Origin of the sequence: uncultured Sphingomonas sp., assembly GCF_964243315.1 — a bacterium.
Classification (GTDB): domain Bacteria; phylum Pseudomonadota; class Alphaproteobacteria; order Sphingomonadales; family Sphingomonadaceae; genus Sphingomonas.
Genome location: NZ_CAXTEM010000044.1, coordinates 1 through 24,554, shown reverse-complemented (window position 1 = coordinate 24,554; position 24,554 = coordinate 1). Strand labels below are relative to the sequence as shown.

The 24,554-nt window shown below is 67.3% G+C and carries 27 protein-coding genes; 10 read left to right on the top strand and 17 right to left on the bottom strand.

Annotated elements, in window-relative coordinates; all coding sequences use genetic code 11:
* The 4 genes from ACFE77_RS12175 to ACFE77_RS12160 form a co-directional block, all read left to right on the top strand.
* Positions 1-537: TRCF domain-containing protein (locus ACFE77_RS12175; RefSeq protein ID WP_375421909.1), on the top strand; the 537-nt coding region annotated here is incomplete at its 5' end.
* Positions 538-539: 2 nt separating this feature from the next.
* The gene (locus tag ACFE77_RS12170) at positions 540-878 is read left to right on the top strand and encodes a hypothetical protein (RefSeq protein ID WP_375421908.1); all 339 of its coding nucleotides are present in this window, start codon (positions 540-542) and stop codon (positions 876-878) included.
* A gap of 123 nt (positions 879-1,001) precedes the next feature.
* Positions 1,002-2,510, top strand: coding sequence for an ATPase domain-containing protein (locus ACFE77_RS12165; RefSeq protein WP_375421907.1), 1,509 nt, complete (start codon positions 1,002-1,004; stop codon positions 2,508-2,510).
* A gap of 2 nt (positions 2,511-2,512) precedes the next feature.
* A complete protein-coding gene (locus tag ACFE77_RS12160; RefSeq protein WP_375421906.1) occupies positions 2,513-4,213 on the top strand; it encodes an ATP-binding protein in 1,701 nt (566 codons plus the stop codon).
* A 174-nt stretch (positions 4,214-4,387) separates the two neighbouring features.
* On the opposite strand, the gene xth is transcribed toward ACFE77_RS12160, so the two are convergent.
* From xth to ACFE77_RS12100, 12 genes are all read right to left on the bottom strand, one after another.
* Entirely contained in the window at positions 4,388-5,200 is an 813-nt protein-coding gene (gene xth, locus ACFE77_RS12155; protein ID WP_375421905.1) for an exodeoxyribonuclease III, read from the bottom strand.
* Complete coding sequence (gene ligD, locus ACFE77_RS12150; RefSeq protein ID WP_375421904.1) at positions 5,200-7,689, bottom strand: DNA ligase D; 2,490 nt, start codon at positions 7,687-7,689, stop codon at positions 5,200-5,202. Before ligD ends, xth begins: the two co-directional genes overlap by 1 nt.
* Positions 7,689-8,720, bottom strand: coding sequence for a patatin-like phospholipase family protein (locus ACFE77_RS12145; protein WP_375421903.1), 1,032 nt, complete (start codon positions 8,718-8,720; stop codon positions 7,689-7,691). The genes ligD and ACFE77_RS12145 overlap by 1 nt, the downstream gene beginning before the upstream one ends.
* A gap of 13 nt (positions 8,721-8,733) precedes the next feature.
* On the bottom strand, positions 8,734-9,576 hold the full coding sequence (locus tag ACFE77_RS12140) for an MBL fold metallo-hydrolase (RefSeq protein WP_375421902.1): 843 nt from the start codon (positions 9,574-9,576) through the stop codon (positions 8,734-8,736).
* Positions 9,577-9,597: 21 nt separating this feature from the next.
* Positions 9,598-9,753, bottom strand: coding sequence for a hypothetical protein (locus ACFE77_RS12135; protein ID WP_375421901.1), 156 nt, complete (start codon positions 9,751-9,753; stop codon positions 9,598-9,600).
* Positions 9,754-9,772: 19 nt separating this feature from the next.
* Positions 9,773-10,639 (bottom strand): NAD(P)H-hydrate dehydratase, encoded by an 867-nt coding sequence (locus tag ACFE77_RS12130; RefSeq protein WP_375421900.1) that lies wholly within the window; start codon positions 10,637-10,639, stop codon positions 9,773-9,775.
* Positions 10,640-10,653: 14 nt separating this feature from the next.
* Positions 10,654-11,457, bottom strand: coding sequence for a histidine phosphatase family protein (locus ACFE77_RS12125; RefSeq protein WP_375421899.1), 804 nt, complete (start codon positions 11,455-11,457; stop codon positions 10,654-10,656).
* Between the two features lie 5 nt (positions 11,458-11,462).
* Positions 11,463-11,834 carry a hypothetical protein gene (locus ACFE77_RS12120; protein WP_375421898.1) on the bottom strand — a complete coding sequence of 124 codons (372 nt, stop codon included), beginning with the start codon at positions 11,832-11,834 and terminating at the stop codon, positions 11,463-11,465.
* A 66-nt stretch (positions 11,835-11,900) separates the two neighbouring features.
* On the bottom strand, positions 11,901-13,310 hold the full coding sequence (locus tag ACFE77_RS12115) for a hypothetical protein (protein ID WP_375421897.1): 1,410 nt from the start codon (positions 13,308-13,310) through the stop codon (positions 11,901-11,903).
* Between the two features lie 195 nt (positions 13,311-13,505).
* On the bottom strand, positions 13,506-14,669 hold the full coding sequence (locus ACFE77_RS12110; protein ID WP_375421896.1) for a glutathionylspermidine synthase family protein: 1,164 nt from the start codon (positions 14,667-14,669) through the stop codon (positions 13,506-13,508).
* Positions 14,670-14,673: 4 nt separating this feature from the next.
* Entirely contained in the window at positions 14,674-15,402 is a 729-nt protein-coding gene (locus ACFE77_RS12105) for a PspA/IM30 family protein (RefSeq protein ID WP_375421895.1), read from the bottom strand.
* Between the two features lie 24 nt (positions 15,403-15,426).
* Positions 15,427-15,861 carry a YjfI family protein gene (locus ACFE77_RS12100; RefSeq protein WP_375421894.1) on the bottom strand — a complete coding sequence of 145 codons (435 nt, stop codon included), beginning with the start codon at positions 15,859-15,861 and terminating at the stop codon, positions 15,427-15,429.
* 117 nt (positions 15,862-15,978) lie between these two features.
* On the opposite strand from ACFE77_RS12100, the gene ACFE77_RS12095 reads away from it, so the two are divergent.
* Genes ACFE77_RS12095 through ACFE77_RS12085 form a run of 3 tightly spaced genes read left to right on the top strand, consistent with a single transcriptional unit; the run spans position 15,979 to position 17,615 of the window.
* Positions 15,979-16,617: a DUF2491 family protein gene (locus ACFE77_RS12095; protein WP_375421893.1), complete on the top strand. Its 639-nt coding sequence runs from the start codon at positions 15,979-15,981 to the stop codon at positions 16,615-16,617.
* A 10-nt stretch (positions 16,618-16,627) separates the two neighbouring features.
* Positions 16,628-17,041 carry a DUF350 domain-containing protein gene (locus ACFE77_RS12090; RefSeq protein ID WP_375421892.1) on the top strand — a complete coding sequence of 138 codons (414 nt, stop codon included), beginning with the start codon at positions 16,628-16,630 and terminating at the stop codon, positions 17,039-17,041.
* Positions 17,042-17,054: 13 nt separating this feature from the next.
* Positions 17,055-17,615, top strand: a complete 561-nt coding sequence (locus ACFE77_RS12085; RefSeq protein WP_375421891.1) for a DUF1190 domain-containing protein — start codon at positions 17,055-17,057, stop codon at positions 17,613-17,615.
* Positions 17,616-17,708: 93 nt separating this feature from the next.
* Here the strand turns inward: ACFE77_RS12085 and ACFE77_RS12080 are convergent, their stop codons facing one another.
* Positions 17,709-19,049 carry an ABC1 kinase family protein gene (locus tag ACFE77_RS12080; RefSeq protein WP_375421890.1) on the bottom strand — a complete coding sequence of 447 codons (1,341 nt, stop codon included), beginning with the start codon at positions 19,047-19,049 and terminating at the stop codon, positions 17,709-17,711.
* 153 nt (positions 19,050-19,202) lie between these two features.
* Here ACFE77_RS12080 and ACFE77_RS12075 point away from each other — a divergent pair, with 153 nt between their 5' ends.
* Together ACFE77_RS12075 and ACFE77_RS12070 are read left to right on the top strand one after the other, a co-directional pair.
* A complete protein-coding gene (locus tag ACFE77_RS12075; protein WP_375421889.1) occupies positions 19,203-19,517 on the top strand; it encodes a hypothetical protein in 315 nt (104 codons plus the stop codon).
* A gap of 174 nt (positions 19,518-19,691) precedes the next feature.
* Entirely contained in the window at positions 19,692-20,543 is an 852-nt protein-coding gene (locus tag ACFE77_RS12070; RefSeq protein WP_375421888.1) for a TorF family putative porin, read from the top strand.
* A 67-nt stretch (positions 20,544-20,610) separates the two neighbouring features.
* Here the strand turns inward: ACFE77_RS12070 and ACFE77_RS12065 are convergent, their stop codons facing one another.
* Positions 20,611-21,132, bottom strand: a complete 522-nt coding sequence (locus tag ACFE77_RS12065) for a hypothetical protein (protein WP_375421887.1) — start codon at positions 21,130-21,132, stop codon at positions 20,611-20,613.
* Positions 21,133-21,287: 155 nt separating this feature from the next.
* On the opposite strand from ACFE77_RS12065, the gene ACFE77_RS12060 reads away from it, so the two are divergent.
* Complete coding sequence (locus ACFE77_RS12060; protein ID WP_375421886.1) at positions 21,288-21,686, top strand: hypothetical protein; 399 nt, start codon at positions 21,288-21,290, stop codon at positions 21,684-21,686.
* Between the two features lie 23 nt (positions 21,687-21,709).
* Here ACFE77_RS12060 and ACFE77_RS12055 read toward each other — a convergent pair whose 3' ends face one another.
* From ACFE77_RS12055 to metK, 3 genes are all read right to left on the bottom strand, one after another.
* Positions 21,710-22,936, bottom strand: a complete 1,227-nt coding sequence (locus tag ACFE77_RS12055) for a dipeptidase (protein WP_375421885.1) — start codon at positions 22,934-22,936, stop codon at positions 21,710-21,712.
* Positions 22,937-23,054: 118 nt separating this feature from the next.
* Positions 23,055-23,735 (bottom strand): tRNA (guanosine(46)-N7)-methyltransferase TrmB, encoded by a 681-nt coding sequence (gene trmB, locus ACFE77_RS12050; protein ID WP_375421884.1) that lies wholly within the window; start codon positions 23,733-23,735, stop codon positions 23,055-23,057.
* Between the two features lie 7 nt (positions 23,736-23,742).
* Positions 23,743-24,554, bottom strand: an 812-nt coding sequence (gene metK / locus ACFE77_RS12045) for a methionine adenosyltransferase (protein WP_375421883.1), incomplete at its 5' end; no start/stop codon positions are given.

Genomic DNA, 24,554 nt, shown 5'->3' with positions numbered 1-24,554 from the left:
CTCGACATGCGCGGCGCGGGGGACCTGCTCGGCGAGGCGCAGGCGGGGCACATGAAGCTAATCGGCATCGACCTTTACCAGCATTTGCTTGAGGCCGCGTTGCGTGCGGCACGTGGCGAGAAGGTCGAGCGCTGGACGCCCGAACTAAGCCTGGGGATCGAGGGGCGGCTGCCCGCGAGTTGGATACCCGACGACGAGATCCGGGTGACGCTCTACGCGCGGCTCGGCCGCTTGCACGGGACGGCCTCCATCGACGCGTTCGAGGCCGAGCTCGAAGACCGGTTCGGCGCGGTGCCAGACGAGGCGCGGACGCTGCTGACAGTTGCGCGGATCCGGGCGGGGGCGCACGCCGCCAATATCGCGCGGATTGATGCAGGACCCGCGGCCATCGCGCTGTCGCCGCGCAGCGACGCGGCGATCGATGCTGACGCCGCAGGATTAGTCGCCAGCGGCAACCGGCTGCTGCTGGCGGAGCGCATCGCCGATCCTGCGGAACGGCTGGCACGGGTGGCGGATCTGGTCGACGAGCTCGCCTGACAATGACGCGAGAATCGCGACCACCGCCGCTGCGAACGCCCGACGGCCGCTACATCATCGTGCGTGGGCGGCTTTGGCGGACCGCCGATCCGGGGCTTCCGGAAGATCGTCGCGAGGGGCTCGTGAAGGCATTGATGGATGCACGCCGCGAGGTCGGCTCCGCCAAACGTACGGGCGATCGGGAGGCCGAAGCGGGCGCGCACGATCGGGTCGACGCGGCCAAGCACGGCCTGGGCGAGCGCGGGCCCGTCTGGTGGTCGGATGGCGCACCGGATCTCAACCGCCATCTTGCTCGCACCACTATCTACGCCGCATGGTTTCGCTCTATAACCGATACTTAGTCCTGATCGGACGCCTAGGCCGCTGCCGCTGATCGCGTCGGTGCAGCCGAATTGCCGGCCCGATCGTTGATATAGGTAAGAAAGCCGGTCGCTCGATGAGTGGCGAGGTGGGTCGAGGATAGCATGGCGAGCAGTGAGCGTGACCTGAGAGACGACCGGCTGTCGACCGGGATCGCCGATCTCGACGACATCGTCGGGGGTGGGCTGACGAGCAATCGGGCATATTTGCTTGAGGGCACGCCCGGCAGCGGTAAGACCACGATCGCGCTGCAGTTCCTGCTCGAGGGCGCACGACGCGGCGAGCGTGGGCTGTACATCACGCTATCCGAGACAGCGACCGAACTGCGCGAGGTGGCGCGCAGTCACGAATGGGATCTGAGCGATATCGAGCTGTTCGAACTGGTCAGCGTCGATCATCTCGATCCTGATGCCGAACAGTCGATCCTGGAACCCTCCGAGGTCGAGCTGGGCGAGACGATCCGCGGCGTGATGGAGTGCGTCGATCGGCTGACCCCGACGCGCGTGGTGTTCGACAGCTTGTCCGAACTCCGGCTGCTCGCGCAAAACTCGCTGCGCTATCGCCGGCAGATCCTGGCGCTGAAGCAGTACTTTTCGATCCGCAAATGCACCGTGCTGATGCTCGACGATCGCAGTTCGGATCCGGGCGATCTCCAGCTGCACAGCATCGCACACGGAGTGATCACGCTGGAGCAGTCGGCGCAGGATTACGGAACCGAACGGCGGCGGTTGCGCGTCGTGAAGATGCGCGGCGTCAAATACCGCGGCGGCTTCCACGATTTCACGATCCAGACCGGCGGGGTCGCGGTCTATCCCCGCCTGGTCGCCGCGGAACATCACACCGCGTTCACCGCGCAGCTGCAATCGACCGGTCTTGCGCGATTCGACGAGATGCTCGGCGGCGGGCTGGCGGCGGGCACCAACGCGCTGTTCACCGGGCCTTCGGGCGTCGGCAAGACGAGCAGCGCGGTGCGCTGCGCGCTGGCCGCGCTGGCACGGGGCGAGAAGGTTTCGTACTTCCTGTTCGACGAGGGGCGCGCGACGATGCTCGCGCGCGCCGCGTCGATGGACATGGACCTCCACCCCTATCTCGCCGACAATTCGTTGACGGTGGCGCAGATCGATCCGGCCGAGCTGACCCCCGGCGAATTCGCTAGCTGGGTGCGCGACGCAGTCGAGACCCAGGGCGTCAAGTTCATCGTCATCGACAGCCTCAACGCCTTTCTGCAGGCGATGCCGGGCGAGAAGTTCCTGATGCTCCAGATGCACGAGATGCTGAGCTATCTGAACCAGCAGGGCGTCATCACCATTCTGATCCTGGGCCAGCACGGCATCATCGGCGATGTGCGCGCCGACGTGGATCTCAGCTATCTGTCCGACACGATCCTGATGTTCCGCTATTTCGAAGCGCAGGGCGAGATGTTGAAGGCGGTATCGGTGGCGAAAAGCCGGACTACCGCGCACCAGAACACGATCCGCGAGTTCAGGCTGTCCAGCAGTGGGCTCGTCATTGGCGAGCCGCTGAAGGATTTCGAGGGTGTGATGACCGGGCTGCCCGCGTACCGCGGCGTCACGCCGCTGCTGGCGCAGGATCCGGTGGTCGGCGCCGAGTGAGCGTGGAAGACCGCATCCTGATCCTCGCCTTACGCGGGCGAGATTCCGTCGTGCTGGAACAACTGATCGCTCGGCAGGGACATGAGGCGATCGTGTGCGCCGACGCGGTGACGCTTGCGCGCGAACTGGCGGCTGGCGCTGGGGCGTCATTGATTACCGAGGAGTCGCTGATCGGCGCCGATCGGGCACCGCTGCAGGAATGGCTCGCCGCGCAGGAGCCGTGGTCGGATTTTCCGTTCATCCTGCTCGCGACCAAGCGAGCGGGGCAGCGGCCGGTGGATGCGATGCGGGTCCTGCAAGTGCTCGGCAACGTCGTGGTGCTCGAACGCCCGGTACATGGCGAGACGCTGGCGAGCGCGGTCAATGCATCCTTGCGGGTCCGCCGCCGGCAATATGAGGCACGCGGCAGGCTGCTCGCGCTGCAATCCGCCGAGGAGCGGCTGACCAACCTCAACGCGACGCTGGAAGCGAGGATCGTCGAGCGCACGCATGAGCTGTCACGGGCGAACAACCAGCTGCTGCAGGAGGTCGCCGAGCGCGAGCGCGTCCAGGCGGCGCTGGTGCAATCCCAGAAGATGGAAGCGGTCGGCCAGCTGACCGGCGGGATCGCGCACGACTTCAACAACCTGCTGACCGTGATCACCGGCAATCTCGACCTGATCCGGCGGGTCGCCGCGAACGAACGGGTCGATCGCTATGCCGGGTTCGCGAGCCACGCGGCGGAACGCGCGTCGAAGCTGACGCACCAACTGCTCGCCTTTTCCCGAACCCAGCAGATGACGCTGACCTCGGTGCCGCTGAACGAACTGGTCGACAACATGACCGACCTGCTCGATCGAACGATCGGCCCGCAGATCGAGCGCCGCCGAATGCTCGATCCGCAAGCGCCGTTCGTGGTCGCCGATGCTCACCAGCTTGAACTCGCAGTGCTCAACCTCGCGATCAACGCCCGCGACGCGATGCCCGATGGCGGCACGATGACGATCGCGACATCGTCGTCGACCGACGCGCCCGAGGGCTTGGCCCCGGGCCGCTACGGCGTAATCAGCGTCTCCGATACCGGCACCGGGATCCCGCCGGAGATCATGTCGAAGGTGTTCGATCCGTTCTTCACCACCAAGCCGGTCGGCAAGGGCACGGGGCTGGGGTTGAGCCAAGTGTTCGGGATCAGCCGGCAGTCGGGCGGCACGGTGCAGATCGACAGCGGCGAAGGGCGCGGGACCACGGTTCGCGTGTGGCTGCCGATCGCCTCAGCCGAGTTGCACGAGGCACGAACGGTGGACGCCGGCCCGTTGCTTGCGGACGGGGCGTCAGCGCGGGCGATGGTGATCGACGACGACGATGCGGTCCGGCACTTCATCGTCGAGGCGCTGGAACTGTTCGGCTACGGCGTCGGCCAGGCGGCATCGGGCCATGAGGGTCTGGCGATGTTGCGCGACAATCCGCCCGATCTGTTGATCGTCGATTTCGCGATGGCGGGGATGAACGGCCTCGAGGTCGCTGCGGCAGCGCGGGCGATCTCGCCGACGCTGCCGATCGTGCTCGCGACGGGCTATGCGGATACCGACGAAACTGCCGATCCGGACGTGATCAACACGACGCTACGCAAGCCGTTCAAGATCGACGACCTGTCGCGCGCGGTGCGCACCGCGCTGAACGCGCCGGAGGTGGTGGGCGACGAAGGCTCGGTGAGGTCAGCCTGACCTACCCCGTTCGTCCCGAGTAGCCATCGAGTAGCCCGTAGGGCGTATCGAAATGGCGTATCGAAGGACAGTTTGGCGCTCGGAACCTGTACCTCGATACGAGCTCTCGATACGCCCCGCGGGGCTACTCGATCTCTACTCGGCACCAACGGAACAGGTAGATGTCGGCATGTTCTAGGTAGCAGCGCGTTTTCGCCTCGGCTTGGCTGGCGCCTCATCGGCCAGCTCGATCCAGGTCGGCGCGTGATCGCTGGTCTTGTCCCAGCCGCGGACGTGCCGGTCGACCTGCGCATCGGTCAGTCGCGGCGCGAGCGCGGGGCTGAGCAGGAGGTGGTCGAGCCGCAGGCCGGCGTCGCGGGCGTAGGCGTTCCGGAAATAGTCCCAGAAGGTGTAGATCGTCTCGTCGGGGTGCAGGGTGCGCAGCGAATCGGTCCAGCCCTGCGCGAGCAGGCGGGCATAGGCGGCGCGCACCTCGGGCGCGAACAGCGCGTCCTCGGTCCAGCGTTCGGGCTTGTAGACGTCCTGCTCGGTCGGCATCACGTTGAAGTCGCCCGCGATCACGACGGGCGCGCCGCTGGCATGGAGCGTCGCGGCGTGGTCGATCAGCCGGTCGAACCAGCGCATCTTATAGTCGAACTTGGGTCCCGGCCGCGGATTGCCGTTGGGCAGATAGAGGCAGGCGACGAGCACGCCGTTGATCGCGGCTTCGAGGTAGCGGCTCTGCAAATCCTCGGGTTCGCCGGGCAGACAGCGGCGGGTCTCGTGGATCTCGCCGACGCGGCTGAGGATCGCGACGCCGTTCCAGCTTTTCTGCCCGAGCCAGATCGCGTCGTAGCCGAGATCGCGGATCGGCGTTTCCGGGAACTTCTCCGACGGCGCCTTCAGCTCCTGAAGGCAGACGATGTCGGGTCGTTCCTTCTCGAGCCAGCGGAGCAGCACCGCGAGGCGGCCGTTGACCCCGTTCACATTGTAGGTCGCGATTTTCATCAGAGGTCCGGCAGGACCTGGTCGGCGCGGCCCCATCCGGCGAGGTCCTTCGATGCCGCGCGCTTCAGCAGTTCCGCACTGTCGCCAACGTGCCAATGCGCGGCGCCGTCCAGCTTGCGGAGCTCCTCCCAGGTGATCGGCACCGCGACGGGTGCGTGTTCGCGGGCGCGGACGCTGTAGGGCATCACCGCGGTCGCGCCGCGCTGATTGCGCAGATAGTCGATGAAGATGCGGCCGGTGCGCTTGGCCTTGGCGAGCGCGGCGGTGAACCGATCGGGCTCGGCCTGCGCGAGCGCCATCGCGAACCGATGCGCGAAGTCCTTGACCGCGGGCCATTCGGCCTGTGGCGTGAGCGGCGCGATGACGTGGACGCCCTTGCCGCCGGTGACCATCGGGAAGGTCACCAGCCCCATTTGCGACAGCATGTCCTGGACGTGGAAGGCGGCCGAGACCACGTCGGTGAAGGCGAGACCCTCGTCGGGATCGAGATCGAACACCAGCCGGTCGGCCTTCTCGACGTCCTCGATCCGTGCGCCCCAGCCGTGGAACTCGATCGATCCCATCTGCACGCAGGTGACAAGCCCCTCAGCATCGTCGACGAACAGATAAGGTTCGTCATGGCCGTCCTTCTCGGCGATGCCGACATGGTGGACATGGTCGCCGAAGCTGCCGGCGTCATGTTTCTGGAAGAAGCATTTCTTGCCGCGGCCTTGCGGGCAGCGGACGAGGCTGATCGGCCGGCTGCCGGCCCAGGGGAGCATGATCCCGGAGACGGTCTGGTAATAGTCGGCCAGTTCGCCCTTGGTGATCTTGCCCTCGGGAAAGATCACGCGTTCGCGGTTGGTGATCCGCACCTTTGTGGGCTCCGGCGCCTCGACGGTCTCGACCGGGGCTTCCCTCTCCATCACTACCGCGGCGGGTTTCTTGTCGAGGCGCAGGCCGAGATAGCTGGAATGGCGCAGCACGCCGTCGCCGGTGACCTCCATATAGGCGACCTCCGCGACCAATTTGGGCTTGAGCCAATGCGCACCGCGGACGGCTGCACGGGGCGCCTCGACCGTCGGCGTGTCCATCTCCAGCGGTGCCATCAGGTCCATCAGCCGGTCGATCTCGTCCGCGGTGAAGCCGGTGCCGGTCTTGCCGGCGTAGCGGAGCTTGCCGGCTTCGTTGACGCCGAGCAGCAGCGCGCGGAATCCGCGTTGCTTGTCGGACGGGGTCCAACCGACGACGACGAATTCTTGGCGCTTGATGCATTTGGTCTTCAGCCAGCCGCTCGACCGCGAACTGACATATTTGGCGTCGGCGCGCTTCGAGATCACGCCTTCGAGCCCGGCGTCGCAGAAGGTGCCGAACAGCTCTTCGCCGCGGCCGACGATGTGGTCGGAATAGCGGATCTTGTCGGTGCCGTCGCCGACCAGCGCCTTCAGCTTCTCCTTGCGCTCGATCAGCGGCAGCGCGGTGAGGTCCTCGCCGTCGAGTTCGAGCAGGTCGAACGCGTAATAGAGGATCGCAGCCGGATCCTCCTTCAGCGCGCCCTGCAGGCCCTGGAAGCTGGTCTTGCCGTCGGCGTCGAGCACCACCGCCTCGCCGTCCAGCAGCGCGCTGCCCGCGTCGAGCGTGACCGCGTCGGCGACCACGGGCGCGAACTTGTCGGTCCAGTCGAGGCCAGAGCGGGTATAGGCGCGGCCCTCGTCGCCGCCGATCGCGATCAGCGTGCGGTAGCCGTCATACTTCATCTCGTGGAGCCACGCGTTGCCGGCGGGGACATGATCGACCAGCGTCGCGAGCTGGACCGGGCGGAACGGTGGCGGGGTGCCAGCCGCCTTGGCCTTCGGCTTGGCTTTGGTCTTGGCCGGCGGCTTCGCCGTCGCCTTCGGCTTGGGCGCCGCCTTGCCCGCCGCGATCTCCGCCATCGTCAGCCCGCTCGTGACCCCGGTCAGATGCGTGCCGACCAGATCGTCGGAGCCACCGGCATGGTCGTCGGCAACCTTGCGCAGCAGCCAGTTCTCGCCCTTCTCCTTCCCGCGCGGCTTCAGGCGGATCATGATCCATTCGCCCTTCATGCGGTGCCCGTGGAGGAAGAAATGGAGATGCCCCTCGGCGAGGGTCTCGCGCGGATCCTTGCCCGGCAGCGATTCCCAGGTGCCGGTATCCCACAGCATCACGGTGCCGCCGCCATATTGGCCCTTGGGGATGGTGCCTTCGAAGGTGGCGTAATCGAGCGGGTGGTCTTCGGTGCGCACCGCGAGGCGCTTGTCGTCGGGGTCGAGGCTCGGACCGCGGGTCACCGCCCAGCTGAGCAGCACGCCGTCGAGTTCCAGGCGGAAGTCGTAGTGGAGCCGGGTGGCGTCGTGCTTCTGAACGATGAAGCCGTTCCCCGTGGTCTTGCCGGTCGCGCCTGCGGGCTCCTGCGTCTTGGCGAAGTCGCGCTTGGATCGGTAGGTCGAGAGGCTGTCGGCGGCGGTCTCGGCGGTAGGCTTGCGCGCCATCAGGTAAGGTCCTCCTTGCGGTGCGCGTAAGGCACGATCGTCAACCCCGGCGCGCGCGGTGCGATGTCGCCGGCATCGATCGCGGCCAGCACCGCGCTCATGTCGCGATCGCCCGCGGTCCATCGTAGATGCGCGCTCTCGGGCGAGAAGTCGAACGCCTTGCCCGCTACTTCGCCGGCCTGATCGGCATATTGGAGGTGGACCAAGGTGACGGCGTGTTCGGCGTCACGATCGAGAGCCGCCTTCCACCTTGCAAGGCTGCGGCGGCTCTGCGCGGCAAAGATCAGGTCCTGGGTGCGTTCGGCCATCTCGCCCAGCGATCGCGGCCGCGGCGCGGCGGCCGGCAGCAGGTCGATCGCGAGGCAGAGCGTTCTTCCCGCCGGCAGATCGGACAAGACCGGATCGAGCGGCAGATTGGCCGAGATGCCCGCGTCGACATAGAGGCGGCCGTCGATCTCGACCGGCTGGAAAGCCGGCGGCAGCGCGCTGCTGGCGCGCATGTGCGTGGCCTCTATTGGCGCGGTGCGGGTGTCGAAGGTGATGTCGGTGCCATGTTCGAGATCGACCGCGGTTACGGTGAAGCGGATCGCGCCCTCGTTCAGCCGTCCATAGTCGATCGACGTTTCGAGCGTCGTTTGAAGCTCCGACGTGTCGTAGACGCCGGGAAGGGGGTCGCCGATCATCGCCTGCCAGATCGCGGTGCCGCGAGGCCGGAACATGCCGGTTCGCCCGGTGGTCAGCGCCCAGGTGGCGGCCAGCGACCGCCGCGTGGTGTCGCTCGATGACGGCATCCAGAACGAGGCAGGAAATTCGGTCGCAGCGGCCGGCCGCCACAGCGCGCCGAGGCGCTCCAGCCGGTCTTCCGGCGCGTTGCCGGCGATGATCGCGCCGTTGACTGACCCCGCAGAGGCACCGGCGATGTGATCGATGCGCAGCCCGTGCCGATGCAGCGCCTCGTAGGCGCCCGCCTGATAAGCGCCGAGCGCATTGCCGCCGCCGAGCACCAGCGCGACATGATCGAAACCGCTCATTCGACGGCAGGGATCATGTGGCGGTGCCCGACAGCGTCTGGAACTCGATCAGGTCGTGTGCGCAGTAGATCCGTACCTCGTCGCCATGATCGACCGACAGCGCGCGGACGCGCTGCTGGTTGGCGAGGCGCGCGGTGCGATCGACCTGCATCAGGTTCTGATACCAGCGCAGGCCCGGCGGGCATTCGCGTTTCGCGGCACCGACCTCGCCGTGGTGGAAATAGGCGTCGCCGGCGTAGAACAGCCAGTGTCCGCCATCTTCGCGGATCGCGACGCCGGCATGGCCCCAGGTGTGACCGGCGAGCGGCACCAACAGGATCTCGGGCGGGAGGCCGGCGAGATCGCGCACCGCGTCGAACCCGAACCAGCGCTCGCCGCCGCCAAGCGGGTAGAGCGACCAGTCGCTCGCGTCGTTCCATTGCTGCGGCCGGTAGCGCTTGCGCGAGATGAAGGCGCCGCCGCGACGTTCGTCGGCTACCTCCTTCTCGCGCGCGGTGACGTGGACGCGGGCGTTGGGGAAATCCTCGATCCCGCCGGCATGATCGAAATCGAGATGTGTGATGACGATGTGGCGGACGTCGGCGGGATCGAAGCCGAGCGCACGGACCTGCGCGATCGCGGTCTCTTCGGGGCGGAGCTTGGGACGGTTCAGCCCGATGAAGAAGTCGGACAGCCGATCGTGCGGATGATCGACGTCACGGGTGCCAAAGCCGGTGTCGACCAGCACCAGCCCGGCATCCGTCTCGATCAGCAGGCAGTGGCAGACCAGATGGGCCGCCCCATGAGCGGTATAGCCATCGAACAGACGGCCGCCGGCCGGGCAGCACGTACCGCAGTTGAGGTGATGGATGCGCATGTCAGCTCCGTTGGCGGCGGGTCAAAATAGTCGGTCGGCGGTGCGGGCCTTCAACCGGGGTTTGCGACGCGACCAGTCGAGCCACGCCAGCAATCCCAGCCCGGCGATCGACACGATCGCGGCGGGCGCGATCATCGCCAGGCGGCTGGTGGAAGGGCGGGTCGGAAGGTCGGTCACAGGATCTCTCCGTTCGGGGTCATTGTGGAAGCAACCGTGGGAATTCCTCCGGCAGTTCGCGTGCCAGGAAGCCGATTGGACCACTCACGGTAGCCGCGCGGCGGCCACCCTGACCGTGGAGCCACACGCCCCAGCCCGCGGCGACGAACGGCGGGGCGCCGCGCGACGCGATGCCCGCGACCGCGCCTGCGAGTACGTCGCCCGACCCCGCGGTGGCCATGCCGATCCCGCCGCCGCCGTAGAGCAGCGCGTCTTCGCCCGGCGCGACGATGACGGTGCTGCTGTGTTTCAGCACGACGATCGCGCCGAAGCGATCGGCGATGTCGCGGGCGATGGCTTCGGGATCGTCGGCGATCTCGTCGGGCGACTTGCCGGTCAGCGATGCCATCTCGCCGTGATGGGGCGTGATGACGATGCGGCCGCGAAAAGGACCGAGCGTGGCCTCCCGTGACGCCATCGCGGTGATCGCGGCGGCGTCCAGGACGAAAACGGTTTCTTCGCCTGCTTCGTGGAGGATCACGTCGAGTAACTGCCCTGCCGCCTCATCGTCGCCCATGCCCGGGCCGAGCACGATGACGTCGGCGCTGCCGCAGGAAGACGAGAGCGAAGCGGCCGCGTCCGGCGCGATCTCGCCATCGTCGGCAGCGGGCAAACCGATGACGCCGGCCTCCGGAACGATGACACCGAGCGCGATCGTCGCGGCGGCGACGGTGGCCATCTGGAGTTTTCCCGCGCCGGCCCTGAGCGCCGCTTCGCCGGTCAGCCGGATGGCGCCCGGCACCTTGCACGACCCGCCGATTACGAGCACGCGACCGCGGCTGTTCTTGTCGGTGCCGTCGCCGTGGACCGGCGCGGGGTGCGCCGCGATCCAGGCGCTGTCGAGCATGACCGGGTCCTGGCTCATCCGCGCACCGCTTGGGTCCGCTCGGGCTCGGCGGTGATCTCGGCTTCCTCGTCCTGCTCGATCGCGGTGATGCGGTTATAGGCGACGAGCGCCAGGCCGCCGTCATGGCCGATCGCAGGATCGAATCGATAGTCGGTGACCGACGCGTTGGCGACGTCGCCCTCGCGGTCGATCGCGAGGATCTCGTCCTCGGTCATCGTCTCGACGATGTAGCGCAGGCAGAGCACCACCACCTGATGCGCGACGATCATCACCCGGCGCCCGGCATGATGGAGCGCGATCGTGTCCATCACCGACCGCAGCCGGAAGATCACGTCGCACCAGCTCTCGCCGCCCGGTGGCCGGTGGTAGAACTTGCCAAGCAGGCGGCGAAACTCGGCCTGGTCAGGCTGCAGCGCGTGGATGCCGTCGACGGTCAGCCCGTCGAGGATCCCGAACTCCTTTTCGCGCAGTCGTTCGTCGATGCAGATCGCCACCTCGCCATCGGTGCCGCCCGCCGCGCGGAACAGCTCGGCGCTGGCGCGGGCACGCGCATAGGGCGAGGCGATGATGACGTCGGGACGCTCGTCGGCGGGCTGCTGCGCGAACCATTCGCCGAGCGCGCGGACCTGATCCTCGCCGCGTGGGGAGAGCGGGATGTCGACATCGCGTGCGGTAAGCTCGATGCGCTGCGCGCCCGCGGCGTTGGCGGCATCTCGCGCGACGTTACCCGCGCTCTCGCCGTGGCGGACGATCCACAGATGCGCGGGCCAGCGACCGCCCGCCGCACCGGCGGTCGCGGATAGGGGATCGCGCGGCATCGCGGTCAATCGTCGACTCCCGGATGCTGGCTCGCGCGGACCTCGCCGCCGCCGCCGGCACTGTCGTCGAAATCCTCGTTGGGGCTGCCGCCCCCCGCGCCGGAGCCGCTGCCGTGTACCTCGCCGGTCTTCTCGTCGATATAGGCGCGGCGACCGGCCTCAGGCGGGATCTGTTCGCCGGGAGCGTGGTTCGGCGCGTCGGGATCTACCGGCTTGTTGCCGTGATCGCCGGCGACCGCGACATAGCGGGGCGAGTGTTTGTCGTGGCTGTCATATTCCTGCCCGGAATAGTTGCCGCGGGTCGCGTGTTCGTTGCCGCGCAGCCCGACGCGGTCGTCTAGGTCGGGGGTGCGATCGGTGCCTGGCGAACGATCCATGATGATCTCCTCAGCCTTGCCAATGCGAGACCGGCGCGATCGTTCCCGCCCCCTGCTTGCGCCGGATCAGTCGGCGCGGGCGATCGCGACCGCATAGTCGGTCGTTACCGGCGGCAGCGCGGCGACCAGCATGCGGTCGTCGGCGACGGCGTCGACGCGAGCGGTGCTCCCGTCCCGGGTGCCGAAGATCGTCGCGACGTAATGACCATCGGCCAGCCCGGGAATGCGGAGCTCGACGGGCGATGGCGTGGCGGCGGGTGCGAGAGTGCCGTCGCGCCGCAGCGTGTCCTGCCGCACCAGCCAGACCAGCGCCTGGCGCTCGTCGCCGCAGCCGAAGGTGGCGACGCCGGGATCGTCGACCACGATCTCGTCGTTGAGATTGCCGCGGCGAAAGCTGGTCCAGTCGATCGACGGCAGGAAATCGGCAAGCGTGCGCTGCGCGGCGCGCATGCCGGGGGTGAGGATGTGCGGATGCCGGTTCGGCCAGCGCATGCCGCCGCCGGCACCGCCGCTGGCGATGTGCGCCCATTGGATGTGGCGGAAATATTCGTCGTCGAACGGCTCCGGCAGGGTGCGCTTGCGATCCTTGAAGCTGTGGATGGGCCCGTGCTCGGAATCGAATACCGGGCGCGCGTCGGTGGTTTCCGCGATCGCGGCGCGGATCAGGCGACCGACCGCGAGCGCGGGTGCGACGGTGTCGCGCGGAGCGTCGATCGTGCGCGCCTCGTAGAGGTGGGTGGTCGCGAAATCGAGGTCCGGGTGGCGGAAGATCGGGTCGGCCATCGCGGCGTGTTCGATCAGGACGGGACCGAATACCGACACGGTCTGGAGATTGGCGCGGCCGTGGCGCTGCTGCTCATAGTCGCGCAACCAGCGGCCGATATCGTCGATAAACGGCACCGCGGCGGCGGGATCGTCGCCGCCATGCGCGGGGTGCATCTCGTTCCAGAGATCCCAGGCGAACAGCGCCGGGCTGCCGCCCCACCGATCGCTGGCGAATGCAAAGCGCGCGCGGATTGCCTCGCGCATTGCCGGGCAGGTGAGCCATTCGCTGCGTCGCGCGCACGGGCCGCCGTTCTTGCGGTTATACGGGTGGTCGCGCCAGCGGATCCACATGAAGAAGGTGTCGTACGGCGTCAGCAGCACGCGCATGCCGACGCGTTCGAGCATCGCGAACAGATCGTCCCACAGCCTGACCATGTTTGGCACGAAGCGGCCGACCGGCTTCTCCAGATAGCGATGCTCGTGGTGGCAATATTCGAGCATCAGCCGGATGCAGGTGACGCCGTGTGCCTTCAACCATTCGAGATGACGTTCGACCGCGGGAAGATCACGGCGGCGGAACAGGCCCGCGAGTTCGGGCCAGGTGACCGCGTCGTTGTAGCCGATCGGGGTCCAAGGCTGACCGCTGACGGTGGTGAAATAGGGGAGGCCGGGCTGGACGGTGATGCGGTCGAGAGGTGCGGGTGCGGTCATCGCGCCCCGCTATCTTGGGCGGCGTTGTGGCGCCAATGATTCGGATCAGTTGGAGTTCGCTCTTCTTCTTCGTACCCCGGCGGAGGCCGGGGCCCAGGTGGGAGGCGCCAATCGGCGAGTGCTGCGCTTAATCACCGGGACTTTCCCACCTGGGCCCCAGCCTTCGCCGGGGTACGATGAAGCAGAGCTAGAAGCTCAACCCTCGATATAATGCGGCACGAAGCGCGCCATGTTGCGGGTCACCACTGTGTCGTCCTCGCGCAGGCCGATGCCGGCGGGTTCGTCGCCGACGATCCAGGCGCCGACGATCGCGTGGTGGCCGTCGAACACCGGTGGCGGCAGCAGCGCCTGGCGGATGAAGCCTTCGGCGCCATAGCCTTCGTCGATCACCGCTTCCTCGACGCCGTCGCGGACGATCGCGACGTTGGCGCCTTCGCGCGAGAAGATCGGCTTGCGCGCGTAGCTGGTGCCGAGCGAGGCGGCGGCGGGGTCGTCGTCGAAGAACGCCGGTAGTAGATTGGGATGACCCTCATGACGCGCGCAGAGCAGCGGCAACAGGCCCTTGTTCGACAGGATCGACTTCCACGCAGGCTCTATCCAGCGCACCCCTGCGGTGACGAGGTTGGCGGCGTAAGGCTCGCGGAGCATATTCTCCCACGGGTAGAGCTTGAACGCAGCCTGGAGTTCGAAGCCGTCGGTGTCGACGAAGCGGCCGGCGGCGTTGAGGCCGATGTCGCGCATCTCGACGAACTTGGGCTCGATCCCCGCCTGCGCCGCGAGATCCTCGAAGAAGCGGACGGTCTGGCGATCCTCGACCGCCTGCGCGTCGGCGGCGAAGTGGACGAAGCCGCCGGTGGGGAAGATCGCGCCGAAGCGGGCGCGGAGCTTGTCGAATAGGCTGTTGAACTGGTCGGACCCGGCGGGCAGCGTACCGGCTGCGATCGCCTCCTCGAGCCACAGCCATTGGAACGTCGCGCATTCGAATACCGAGGTCGGGGTGTCGGCATTGTATTCGTAGAGCTTCGCTGGGCCGCTGCCGTCATAGGCGAGGTCGAAGCGGCCGTAGAGCGAAGGCTGCCGGGTGCGCCAGCTTTCCGCTACCAGCGCATGGTGCGCCTTCGGGATCGCCAGCCGCGTCAGCAGCGATTCGTCGCGGACGACCTCGTCTACCAGCGCGAGGCACATCTGGTGAAGCTCGGCCGCCGCGGGCTCGAGATCGTCGTCGATCTCGCGCAGGGTAAAAGCATACGCCGCGCTCTCGTCCCAATAGGGATCGCCGCCCGCGCCATGATAGACGAAGCCGATCGCATCGGCCTTGTCGCGCCAGTCGGCGCGCGGGGTCATCGCGACGCGGCGCAACCGATCAGCCGTCGCGCGTGGAGGTGTCGTCGCGCTGCTCGATCTGCAGCGTCGGCTTGGGGGGGCTCAGCCGCGCGAGCACGTCGTCGGCCGAGGACTGGCCGGGCAGGATGCCGGCGAGGCGCAGTTTCTCGTCGAGATCGGCGCCGGTGCGGCGGTCCTCGAGTTCGCCCGCGGCACGGATCTTCTCGCCGCGGATCATCTGGCGCTCGCGGATGCGGGCGAGGCTGTCCGCCGCCGATCCAAGCGACGAGCCTGCGCCGCCGGCGGCGACGGTGGCCTGCGCCTTCTGGACCGACTCGTTGACCTTCACGACCTCGACCTCGCGGCGGAGCTGTTCGATCTTGCGGTCGGTCGCGGCGACCGCCTTGTGGATGTCGTCCTCGGCGGCGCGCATGTCGGCGACCTGCGGCGCCTTCAGCGAGATGTCGCGCTCGAGATCGGCGACGCGCTGCGCGACCTGGCGGGCGAGATCCATGTCGCCCTTGTCCATCGCGATCCGGGCCGAACTTTCGTACTTCGCGGCCTGGGCACGATAGCTCTCGACCTCGTTTTCGAGAATGCGGCGGCGGGCGACCAGCCCGGCCAGATCGTCGCGCGCCTTGCCCTGCGCACGATCGGCGTCACGAATTTCCTGGTCGAGGATGCGCAGCGCGTTGGCGTCGACCACTGCGCCGGCGGCTTCGTTGGCGCTCGCACGGCCGAGCGTGAACAACTTGCTCCAGATTGCCACTTCGTATCTCCAGGCGGAAAGGGATCAGGCGGGGGCGAAATTGGCGCGCAGGTCGGTCGCGGCCTCGATCGCGTTCTCGGCCAAGGCGCGCAGCTCGATCACGATGGTGTCGAGCGGCGAGGTGGTCGCGAGTTCGCCGAACAGCTCGTAAAAATCGCGGCCGTCGACCGTCGCGATGCCGAAGTTGGACAGCGGCACCAGCTTCTGCGCCTTCAGCAGGAATTCGTTGAACTGGTGACGGTCTGGCTGCTCGTCGCACGGCCACAGCAGCACCGATGCCGCGATCTGCGCCTCGCTGACGTTGACGAACGCCTCCAGATCTCCGTGCTGGTGCATCGTCACCAGCAGCACCGGATCAGCGCCTTCGACAATGCGCAGGCCGATCTCGCCCGATCGAGCGGCGTCGCTCGTATCGAGAGCGGCCTTCAGGCTGCGAACGGTCCAGGCGGTGTCGGTCATGCGGCGGCGGTCCCTGCGATGCGTCGCGCCTACATAGGCGTTCTGGCGCGGCACGCCACCCTTCCTGCGGTCGCGCAGGACGCCTATGTGGGCGGCAGGACAAGCGAGGAGTGCCCTGTGTTCGATCGTCTTTTCGGCCGCCCCCGCGCGCCTGCGGAGCCCGCGCTGGCCGCCGCGCGCAACGTGACGATCGGGCGAACGGTGGTGCTCGATCCGCTGGCGTGGCGGCGGTTCGGCGGGGCGCTGCTCTTTCCCTTCGACGGCGACACGCTGCAGATCGTCGCGCAGGGCATCGTCGAACTCGACGGCGGCGGATTCATCCACCGCTTCTACACCGACGACGACATCATGCTGCAGGCGGTGTCGGACGACCGCGAAGCCGCCGCGCTGACCGACGTCACCCTGTTCGCGCCGTGGCGGAGCATCTACCCGAGCTCGCCCTGGGAGAGGCCGGCGTGGCGCCAGCGGCTGACCGCGGCGAGTTTCACCGACGACGGCCTGCCTGAGTATCGGCGGCTGTGGTTCGGCGACGAGGCGGTGCGGCAGGAGCCGGTGACGTTCTGGGAGGATTTGCACGACGACCGCGACGGCATCGTCGATCGCCGCATCTATCAGACCTGCATGTTGTTCGGCCGTGACGTCGAGGGCGACGGTCGCGAATTGCTGCTCGCCATCGACATGGAGACCGAAGCGCGCGAGGTTTCCTTCGAGATCATGATAGGGATGGCGCTCGAACTCGGCGAATTCCGTGCGTAAGGGGATGACGATGAACGAAGAGTACAGCTTCCTGACCAGCGCCACCGCCTTCGTCGTCGCCTTCGTGGCCGCGGGGCTGTTCACGATCGCGTTCAAGCTGATCTATCAATGGGCGACGCCGTACAACGAGCGCACGCTGATCCGCGACGGCAACGTCGCCGCGGCGGTGACGCTTGGGGCCGCACTGCTCGGCTATATCTTTCCGCTCGCGTCGGCACTGGAACATACTGTCAGCCTGATCGAGTTCGCGGTGTGGGCGCTGCTCGCGGGCGTCATCCAGATCGTCGCGTTCACGATCGTGCGGCAGGTGGTGATGCGCGATTTCAGCGATCGCATCGTCCGCGGCGAACTGGCCGCGGCGATCTACATGGCGAGTATTTCGCTGGGTGTCGGGCTGCTCAACGCCGCCTGCATGAGCGCGTGAGGGAGTTCGGGCGATGAAGCGTTCGCAATCTGTCGTGCTGACCACCCTGATGGCCGGAACCGGACTGTCGCTGAGCGCGTGCGACGCGAGCGACGGCGGCAAGCCCGTCGACGCGCTGAGCTATACCAGCGTCGCCGAGTGCCGCACCGCGGGCAAGATCCCTGCCGACCAGTGCCAGACCGCGTTCGACCAGGCGCAGAAGGCCAACGACCAGAATGCGCCGCGCTATGGCGATCGCCAGACCTGCGAGGAGCAATATGGCGTCTCCCAATGCGTGCCGCGCAACAATGGCAGCTTCTTCACACCGCTGCTGACCGGCTTCATCGTCGGCCAGATGCTGAACGGCGGCGGTGGTTACCGCGGAGCGCCGATGTACCGCGACCGCGACGGCAACTTCTTCGGTGGCGCGGGCAACCGGATCAGCCGCGATTATGTCAGCGGCCGGACGCGGGTCGGGTCGGACGCGTTCAACCCGTCGGCACGCGCGCCGACCCGCGTGCAGTCGCGCAGCTCGGTGATCTCGCGCGGCGGGTTCGGCGGGGGCTTCGGCGGCGGGCGGAGCTTCGGGGGGTAGCGCGACTTCCTACGTCTGCTTTGAGCGAAGACGGCAAACGTGTGTCGAACTCGGTTTCTCGACTTCGCTCGAAACGAACGGAGTCTAGGCCGTCTACCGCACCGGTTCGGCCATCGCCGCATAGGCCGCGACCATCGACCGGATGTCGACTCGCGCCTTCAGCCGGGCCGCGAGGAGGGCGGTGCCGCTGATCTTGCGCTGGACGAACAGCGTGTCGACCGGGGGGATGTGCCAGCTGTCGCGGTCGCGTGCCATCTCGATACCCTGTTCGCGCAGCACGCCGACGAAGGCGCGGTCGCCGAAGTCGAACGGCCCGGCCTTGTTCAGCTCGCCGAGGATCACGTCGATCATCCGGTCGACCAGCGGGCGATGGCGTAGCACCGCCGGCGTGCCGAGGAACCCCGCCGCGACCGCCGCCTCGCGCACCGCGTCGCGGTCGCCCGACAGGCCCGCGAACAGCAGGTTCCGGTAGCCGTCGGAGGTGGCCACGGGCACGCTGCGAGTGGCGCCAAAATCGAGCAGCACGATCCGGCCGGTGTCGGGCTGCCAGCGATAATTGGCGAAGTTCGGGTCGGTCTGCATCAGTCGCCAGTCCAGCAACTCGCGCAGCGCCAGCGCGATCAGGTCCGCCATCGCCCGGTCGCGCGTCTCCTGCGGGGCGGTCTCGAGCGTCTCGACCGGCACACCTTCGACGAAGGTCATCGCGAGCACGTTTGCGGTGGTAAGCGGTGCGTAGAGGCTCGGCACCGCGAAATCAGGGGCGTCGGCCAGCCGTTCGGCGTAGCTGGTCATCATCGCCCCCTCGCGGAGGTAATCCGCCTCTTCGTGCAGCTGGCGCTTGGCCTCGACGAGCAGCGGGGCAATATCGAGCTCGGCCGGCAACACGCCCGACACGCGCAGCAGCGTCGCGACATTGTCGATGTCCGCGTCGATGCTCTGTTTGACGCCCGGATATTGGACCTTGATCGCGAGTTCGCGGCCGTCGGGCAGCCGCGCCCGGTGGACCTGGCCGATCGATGCCGCTGCCACCGGGTGCGCCTGGAATTGGGCGAATTGACGGCGCCAGTCGCGGCCCCATTCGGCGGTTAGTACGGCGTTTAGCTGCTGCGGAGGCATGTGGTGCGCGCGCTCGCGCAGACGGGACAGGATGGTCGCGAGTTCCGGCGGGAGCATGTCGCCGGCGTCCATCGAGATCATCTGCCCAAGCTTCATCGCCGCGCCGCGCAGATGCGCGAGCTGATCGGCGACGCGGACCGCGTTCGCGGGGGTGAGCAGCATGTCGCCGATCCGCGGCCGCTCGCCATTCGCCAGCCGCCGCGCGCCTTCCGCAACCATCCCGCCCGCGACGCCCCCGGCCATCCGGCCGAACACGCCGAGCCGCGCCAGCCGTCCGCTCGGCACCGATCGTCCCTTGTCACCGTCTTGATCGGCCACTGCATCGTCCTTGCAAGCACGTGGCGCCGGAAATGGTGCCTACTTACCGATGTGGTGCGCAGGGTCGTCAGGATCAACTTGCCGAACAAAGCCATAGGAACATCGCCATGAGCCCACCGTTTCGATGATGGAGCCGAACAGATGGAGCTAATCATGCGCAACATCATCGTTACTGTGCTGGCCGCGTTCATCGAACTTGTCGGCGCGACAACTGCGTTGGCGCAGACCGGAAATCTTGCGAAGCCCTTTGCCGAACGGTCGGTCTCGGACGATGTCCTTTCGCGGGTGCGCGGATCCGGAGCACCCTTTGCGCTCCTGACGGAACGGCAGGTCACCGCCTTCTCGGAGCAGCAATCGCAGTTCGATGCACGGGTGTTCGGCACGGTCAGCCGGGTGCAGATGGACATCTGGTGGGGCACCGAGGGATCCGAGTTGATCGCCACCACAGTGCGGGCGCAAACCCGATAAACAGAGGCCCTGCCGACGGGTAGCAACACACCGTTACAATCGGCCATTGCCTCGCTGCACGTGCGAGGGTATGTAGCTGGCGTCGGACCGACCGTCGCCCACTCGCCGAGCGAGACGAGCGCAGCGGCGTTGCCGAACGCAGGAGGGACCTGAGCTTTCTTCGAAAGGGGTCCCATGAAGTATCTCGTCACCGCAACAGCGGCATCTATATTCGCGTTAGCCGCCCCTGCCGCCGCGCAGGAAACCGCGCCACCGCCACCGTTGAAGGTCAGCGGCAGCGTCGGCCTGGTCAACGACTATCGTTTCCGCGGCGTGTCGCAGTCCGACGAGGAAATGGCGATCCAGGGCGGCTTCACGATCGCTCACGAGAGCGGGCTGTACGTTGCGACATGGGGCTCGAACCTCGCCGGCTGGGGCCAGTTCGGTGGATCGAACATGGAGCTCGATCTAGTCGCGGGCTACAAGCTGCCGATCAGCGGCGGTGCGCTCGACATCGGTTTGACCTGGTACATGTATCCGGGCGGATCGGACAAGACCGACTTCGCGGAGCCCTATGTGAAGCTCAGCGGCACCGCGGGGCCGGTCAATCTGCTCGCCGGCGTCGCCTATGCGCCCAAGCAGGAGGCGCTCGGCAACTGGTCGTTCACCGGCGCCAATTCGCAGGCGGTGTTGGCGGGTGCGCCGTACGACGACGCTGGCGACAAGGAAGACAATCTGTACCTCTGGGGCGACGCCAACGCCGGTGTGCCGGGTACGCCGCTGACCGCCAAGGTCCATATCGGCTATTCGGACGGTAACCCGGGCCTCGGGCCGAACGGCACCAGCGTCGCGCCGACCGGCAAATATTGGGATTGGCTCGCTGGGGTCGACTATGTCTTGGGACCGGTCACCCTCGGCGTCGCCTATGTCGACACCGACATTACCCGCCGTCAGGCCGCGCCGTTGCAGCCCAACTTCTCGTCCACCAAGGACGGGTCGTCGATCGCCGAGGGCAAGGTGCTGTTCTCGGTGACGGCGGGGTTCTAACCGGCTCGCACGAATTGCTCACCCGTCGTCCGGCGTTGCCGGATGACGGGTGAGGTCGGATGCCGCATCAAGTCTGTAGCTTCCCCGAGCTGTCCTGCAGCAGCCAGAATCGCGTATAGCGCTGCAGTCGGGGCAGGATCACCCATTGCAGCGTCGCGGTAAGGATCAACGACGACGGCAGCAGCTGGAGCGGTACGGGCGCGTCCTTCAACACGGTGCGAACCGCCATGCTGATCACGAGCAGGACCGGAAATACGGTCAGCCACGTCGTGATGAAGCGCTTCCACTTGCTCGCACTGGCATCGCTGGGCAGCTCAAACGCGACGCCGTCACCGGCCGCGGTCTGGCGGAGGGCGGTCGAATAGGAGTCGGCGACCGCGACATGCGCGCAGAGCGTCTCGTCGGCCTGCCACCTCTCGGCGGCCGCCACATCGTCGAAGCGGAACAGCAGATGCTGGAATCCGGCGGTCTGGCCGAGCCGGATCGCGGTGCGATATCCCGGTGCGGCTCGGGCGAGGCGGTTGAGCTCCTCCACCCACCGCTCGAAATCTTCCTCGCGGCCGGCGCGAATGGCTCGGCTGGTGACCATGGTAGCGGTCTGTTCTGGATCTGCTGGCATCGCGCGACAACGTATCGCCTCGCGATGTTGTTGCCGGTCGCGTACCACGATCACGGATGTGCGAACGACCCAGCGTTTTACGACAGGAGGTTTCGAGGCGGCCGGTTCTTCTTCTGGCGATCATGATGACGAGCACGACCGCAGTCGAGGCGCAGACCGCGCAGTTCGATGCGGTCGCGGCTGCACCGAAAAGCCACCGCGTACTGATGGAGGACGACAAGATTCGCGTGCTGCGGGTCGAGGTCGCACCCGGCGCCACCGAGCCGGTCCACGATCACCGCTGGCCGAGCGTGATGTATTTCGAACAGCCCCAGCCGATCACCTACGTTGCCTACAAGCTGGTCGATGGACGACCGGTAGAGACGGAACGCATCGACGCACCTGCGTTCGAGGTTTCGCAAACCGTCAGGGGGGAGCCGGAAGGGCTGCATGCGGTCACGAACCGCGGGACGAAACCGTTCGTCGCAGTGAGGATCGAGTTCAAGGATCAGGCGCCGGCCAAGATCGACAGCGGCAAGCCTTAGACCAGGGCAGGCCGGCCACTCGATCAGCGCTTCATCGCCGCCTTCACACGCTCGGCGCCTTCCATGACGCGCAGTATGTTGCCGCCGGCGAGCTTCGCGACGTCGGCGTCGGACCAGCCGCGGCGCATCAGTTCTGCGAGCAGCGCGGGGTAGGTCGACACGTCGGTCAGGCCCTGCGGCAGGGTTGCGCCGACACCGTCGAAGTCAGAGCCGATGCCGACATGATCGACGCCCGCGACCTTGGCGATGTGATCGATGTGATCCGCGACCTGTGCGAGCGTCACCGGTGGCGCGGGATGCGCCTTCAGCCAGGCGGCGTAGTCCGCCGCGGCCTTTTCGGGCTGTCCGATGTCGAGCCCGTTATAGGGCGGCGCGTTCAGCCGGGTCTTCTCGGCGGCGGAGTCCGCAGACCAGCGGCGATAGGCGTCGGATACATAGCCCGGCGCATAGTTCACCATTACGACGCCGCCATTCTTCGCGACGAGTTTCAGCACGGCGTCCGACACGTTGCGCGGATGATCGTCGATCGCGCGCGCGCTGGAATGCGAGAACATCACCGGCGCCCTGCTGACGGCGAGCGCGTCGCGCATCGTCTTTTCGCTGACATGGCTGAGATCGACCAGCATGCCGAGGCGGTTGAGTTCGAGCACCACCTTGCGGCCGAAATCGGTCAGACCGTCGTGTTTGGGATCGTCGGTCGCCGAATCCGCCCATTCGATTGCGCGGGTGTGGGTTAGGGTGAGATAGCCGGCACCGAGCGCGGCGTAGGCGCGGAGCACCGAGAGGCTGTTGTCGATCTGTCCGCCGCCCTCGACCCCGATCATGCACGCGATCTTGCCGGCGGCGTGCGCGCGGCGGACATCGGCGGCGGTGCGGGCGAGCGTGAAGGTCGCAGGGTAGCGCTCGGGCAGCGAGCGGACGAGGTCGATCTGCTCGATGGTTTCCTCGACCTGGTCCTTGCCGGGCAGATCGGGCGATACCCAGACCGACCAGAATTGCGCGCCGACCATCCCGCGCCGCAGCCGGGCGATGTCAGTGTTGTAGGCGATCTTGCTGCGCGACAGGTCGTTGAGATCGAGCGTCCAGCGGCCCTCGCCCTCGCGTTCGCGTAACACCTCGGGCCAGTCGTTGTGCCCGTCGATCAGCGGCGTCGCCTTCAGCACGCGTGCGACGCGAGCGGCATGATCCTGCGCCGCGACCGGCGCGGCGCCGGCGAGTAGCGCGGCCGTGGCGAGGAGCGCGACCTTCACAGCCCACCCCGCAAGCGCCGGCCGTGGTGCAGGTTGAGCAGCGATTCCATCGGTTCCTCTTCGGCTCACATTACGCCTCCAGATCAGATCGATCGGCAGCGGTCGGTCAGATCATGATCTAGATGCGCACGTACCGGAAGTACCAGACTTCGTGGCCCTGGCGTCGGGCCTTGCGTTCGTAGCGCGTTTCCGGCCAGTCGGCGGAACGCTCGAGGAAGTCGGGCGGGGTGCGGGCGGTCCAGATGAAGTCCTGCCGCTGGTTCATGATCATCATCAACCAGCGGCAATAGGTCGGGTCGTCGGTGCCGAGACGGAATTCGGCGCCGGGCTTCAGCTTGGCGGCGATCACATCCAATGGGCCGTGATTGACCATCCGCCGCTTGGCATGCCGCGCCTTGGGCCAGGGATCGGGATGGAGCAGGTAGAGCCGATCGAGACTGGCGTCGGGCAGCCGTTCGATCACCTCCAGCGCATCGCCCATGTGCAGGCGGACATTGTCCAGCCCGCAGTCGCGGATGTGGCCGAGCGCGCCGACCACGCCGTTGAGGAAGGGTTCGCACCCGATGAACCCGATGCCGGGGTTTGCATCCGCCTGTGCGGCGAGATGCTCGCCCGCGCCGAAGCCGATCTCGACATGGAGCGGGCGGTCATCGCCGAACAACGCGCGCGCGTCGAGCGGCCCGGCTTCGGGGACGCTCAACCGCGGCAGAGTCTCCTCGACCAGCGCCGCCTGGCCTTCGCGCAGCTTATGGCCTTGCCGCCGGCCGTACAGCCGGCGGATCGTCACGGGATCGTTCATCGCGATGTCAGGCGATGGCGGCCTTCAGCGCATCGACCAGATCGGTCTTCTCCCAGGTGAACAGGTCACCTTCGGGATCGCGGCCGAAATGCCCGTATGCGGCGGTCTTCGAATAGATCGGCGCGTTGAGCTTCAGATGCTCACGGATGCCCTTGGGTGTCAGGCGCACCAGCTTCGGCAGCGCCGCCTCAAGCGCGGCTTCCTCGACGGTGCCGGTGCCGTGGAGGTCGACATAGACCGACAGCGGCTCGGCGATGCCGATCGCGTAGGACAGCTGGATCGTGCAGCGGCGCGCGAGGCCGGCGGCGACGACGTTCTTGGCGAGGTAGCGCGCGACATAGGCGGCCGAGCGATCGACCTTGGTCGGATCCTTGCCGCTGAACGCGCCACCGCCGTGCGGCGCTGCGCCGCCATAGGTGTCGACGATGATCTTACGGCCGGTGACCCCGGCGTCGCCATCCGGGCCGCCGATCTCGAACAGGCCGGTCGGGTTGACGTAGATCTTGTCCTCGGCAGGCAACCAGCCTTCGGGCAGAATCTCGGCGAACACACCCTTCACGTAGTCGCGCAGCTTGGCCTGGCCGGCGTCGTTCGACAGCTCGGCGCTGTGCTGGGTCGACACCACGAGCGCGGCGGCGCGGACCGGAACCTCGTTCTCGTACTCGAGCGTGACCTGGCTCTTCGCGTCGGGCTCCAGGAACGGCGCGACGCCCGAGTGGCGGTCGGCGGCCATCTTTTCGAGGATCTTGTGGCTGTAGTACAGCGTGGCAGGCATCAGGCCGGGCGTCTCGTCGGTGGCGTAGCCGAACATGATGCCCT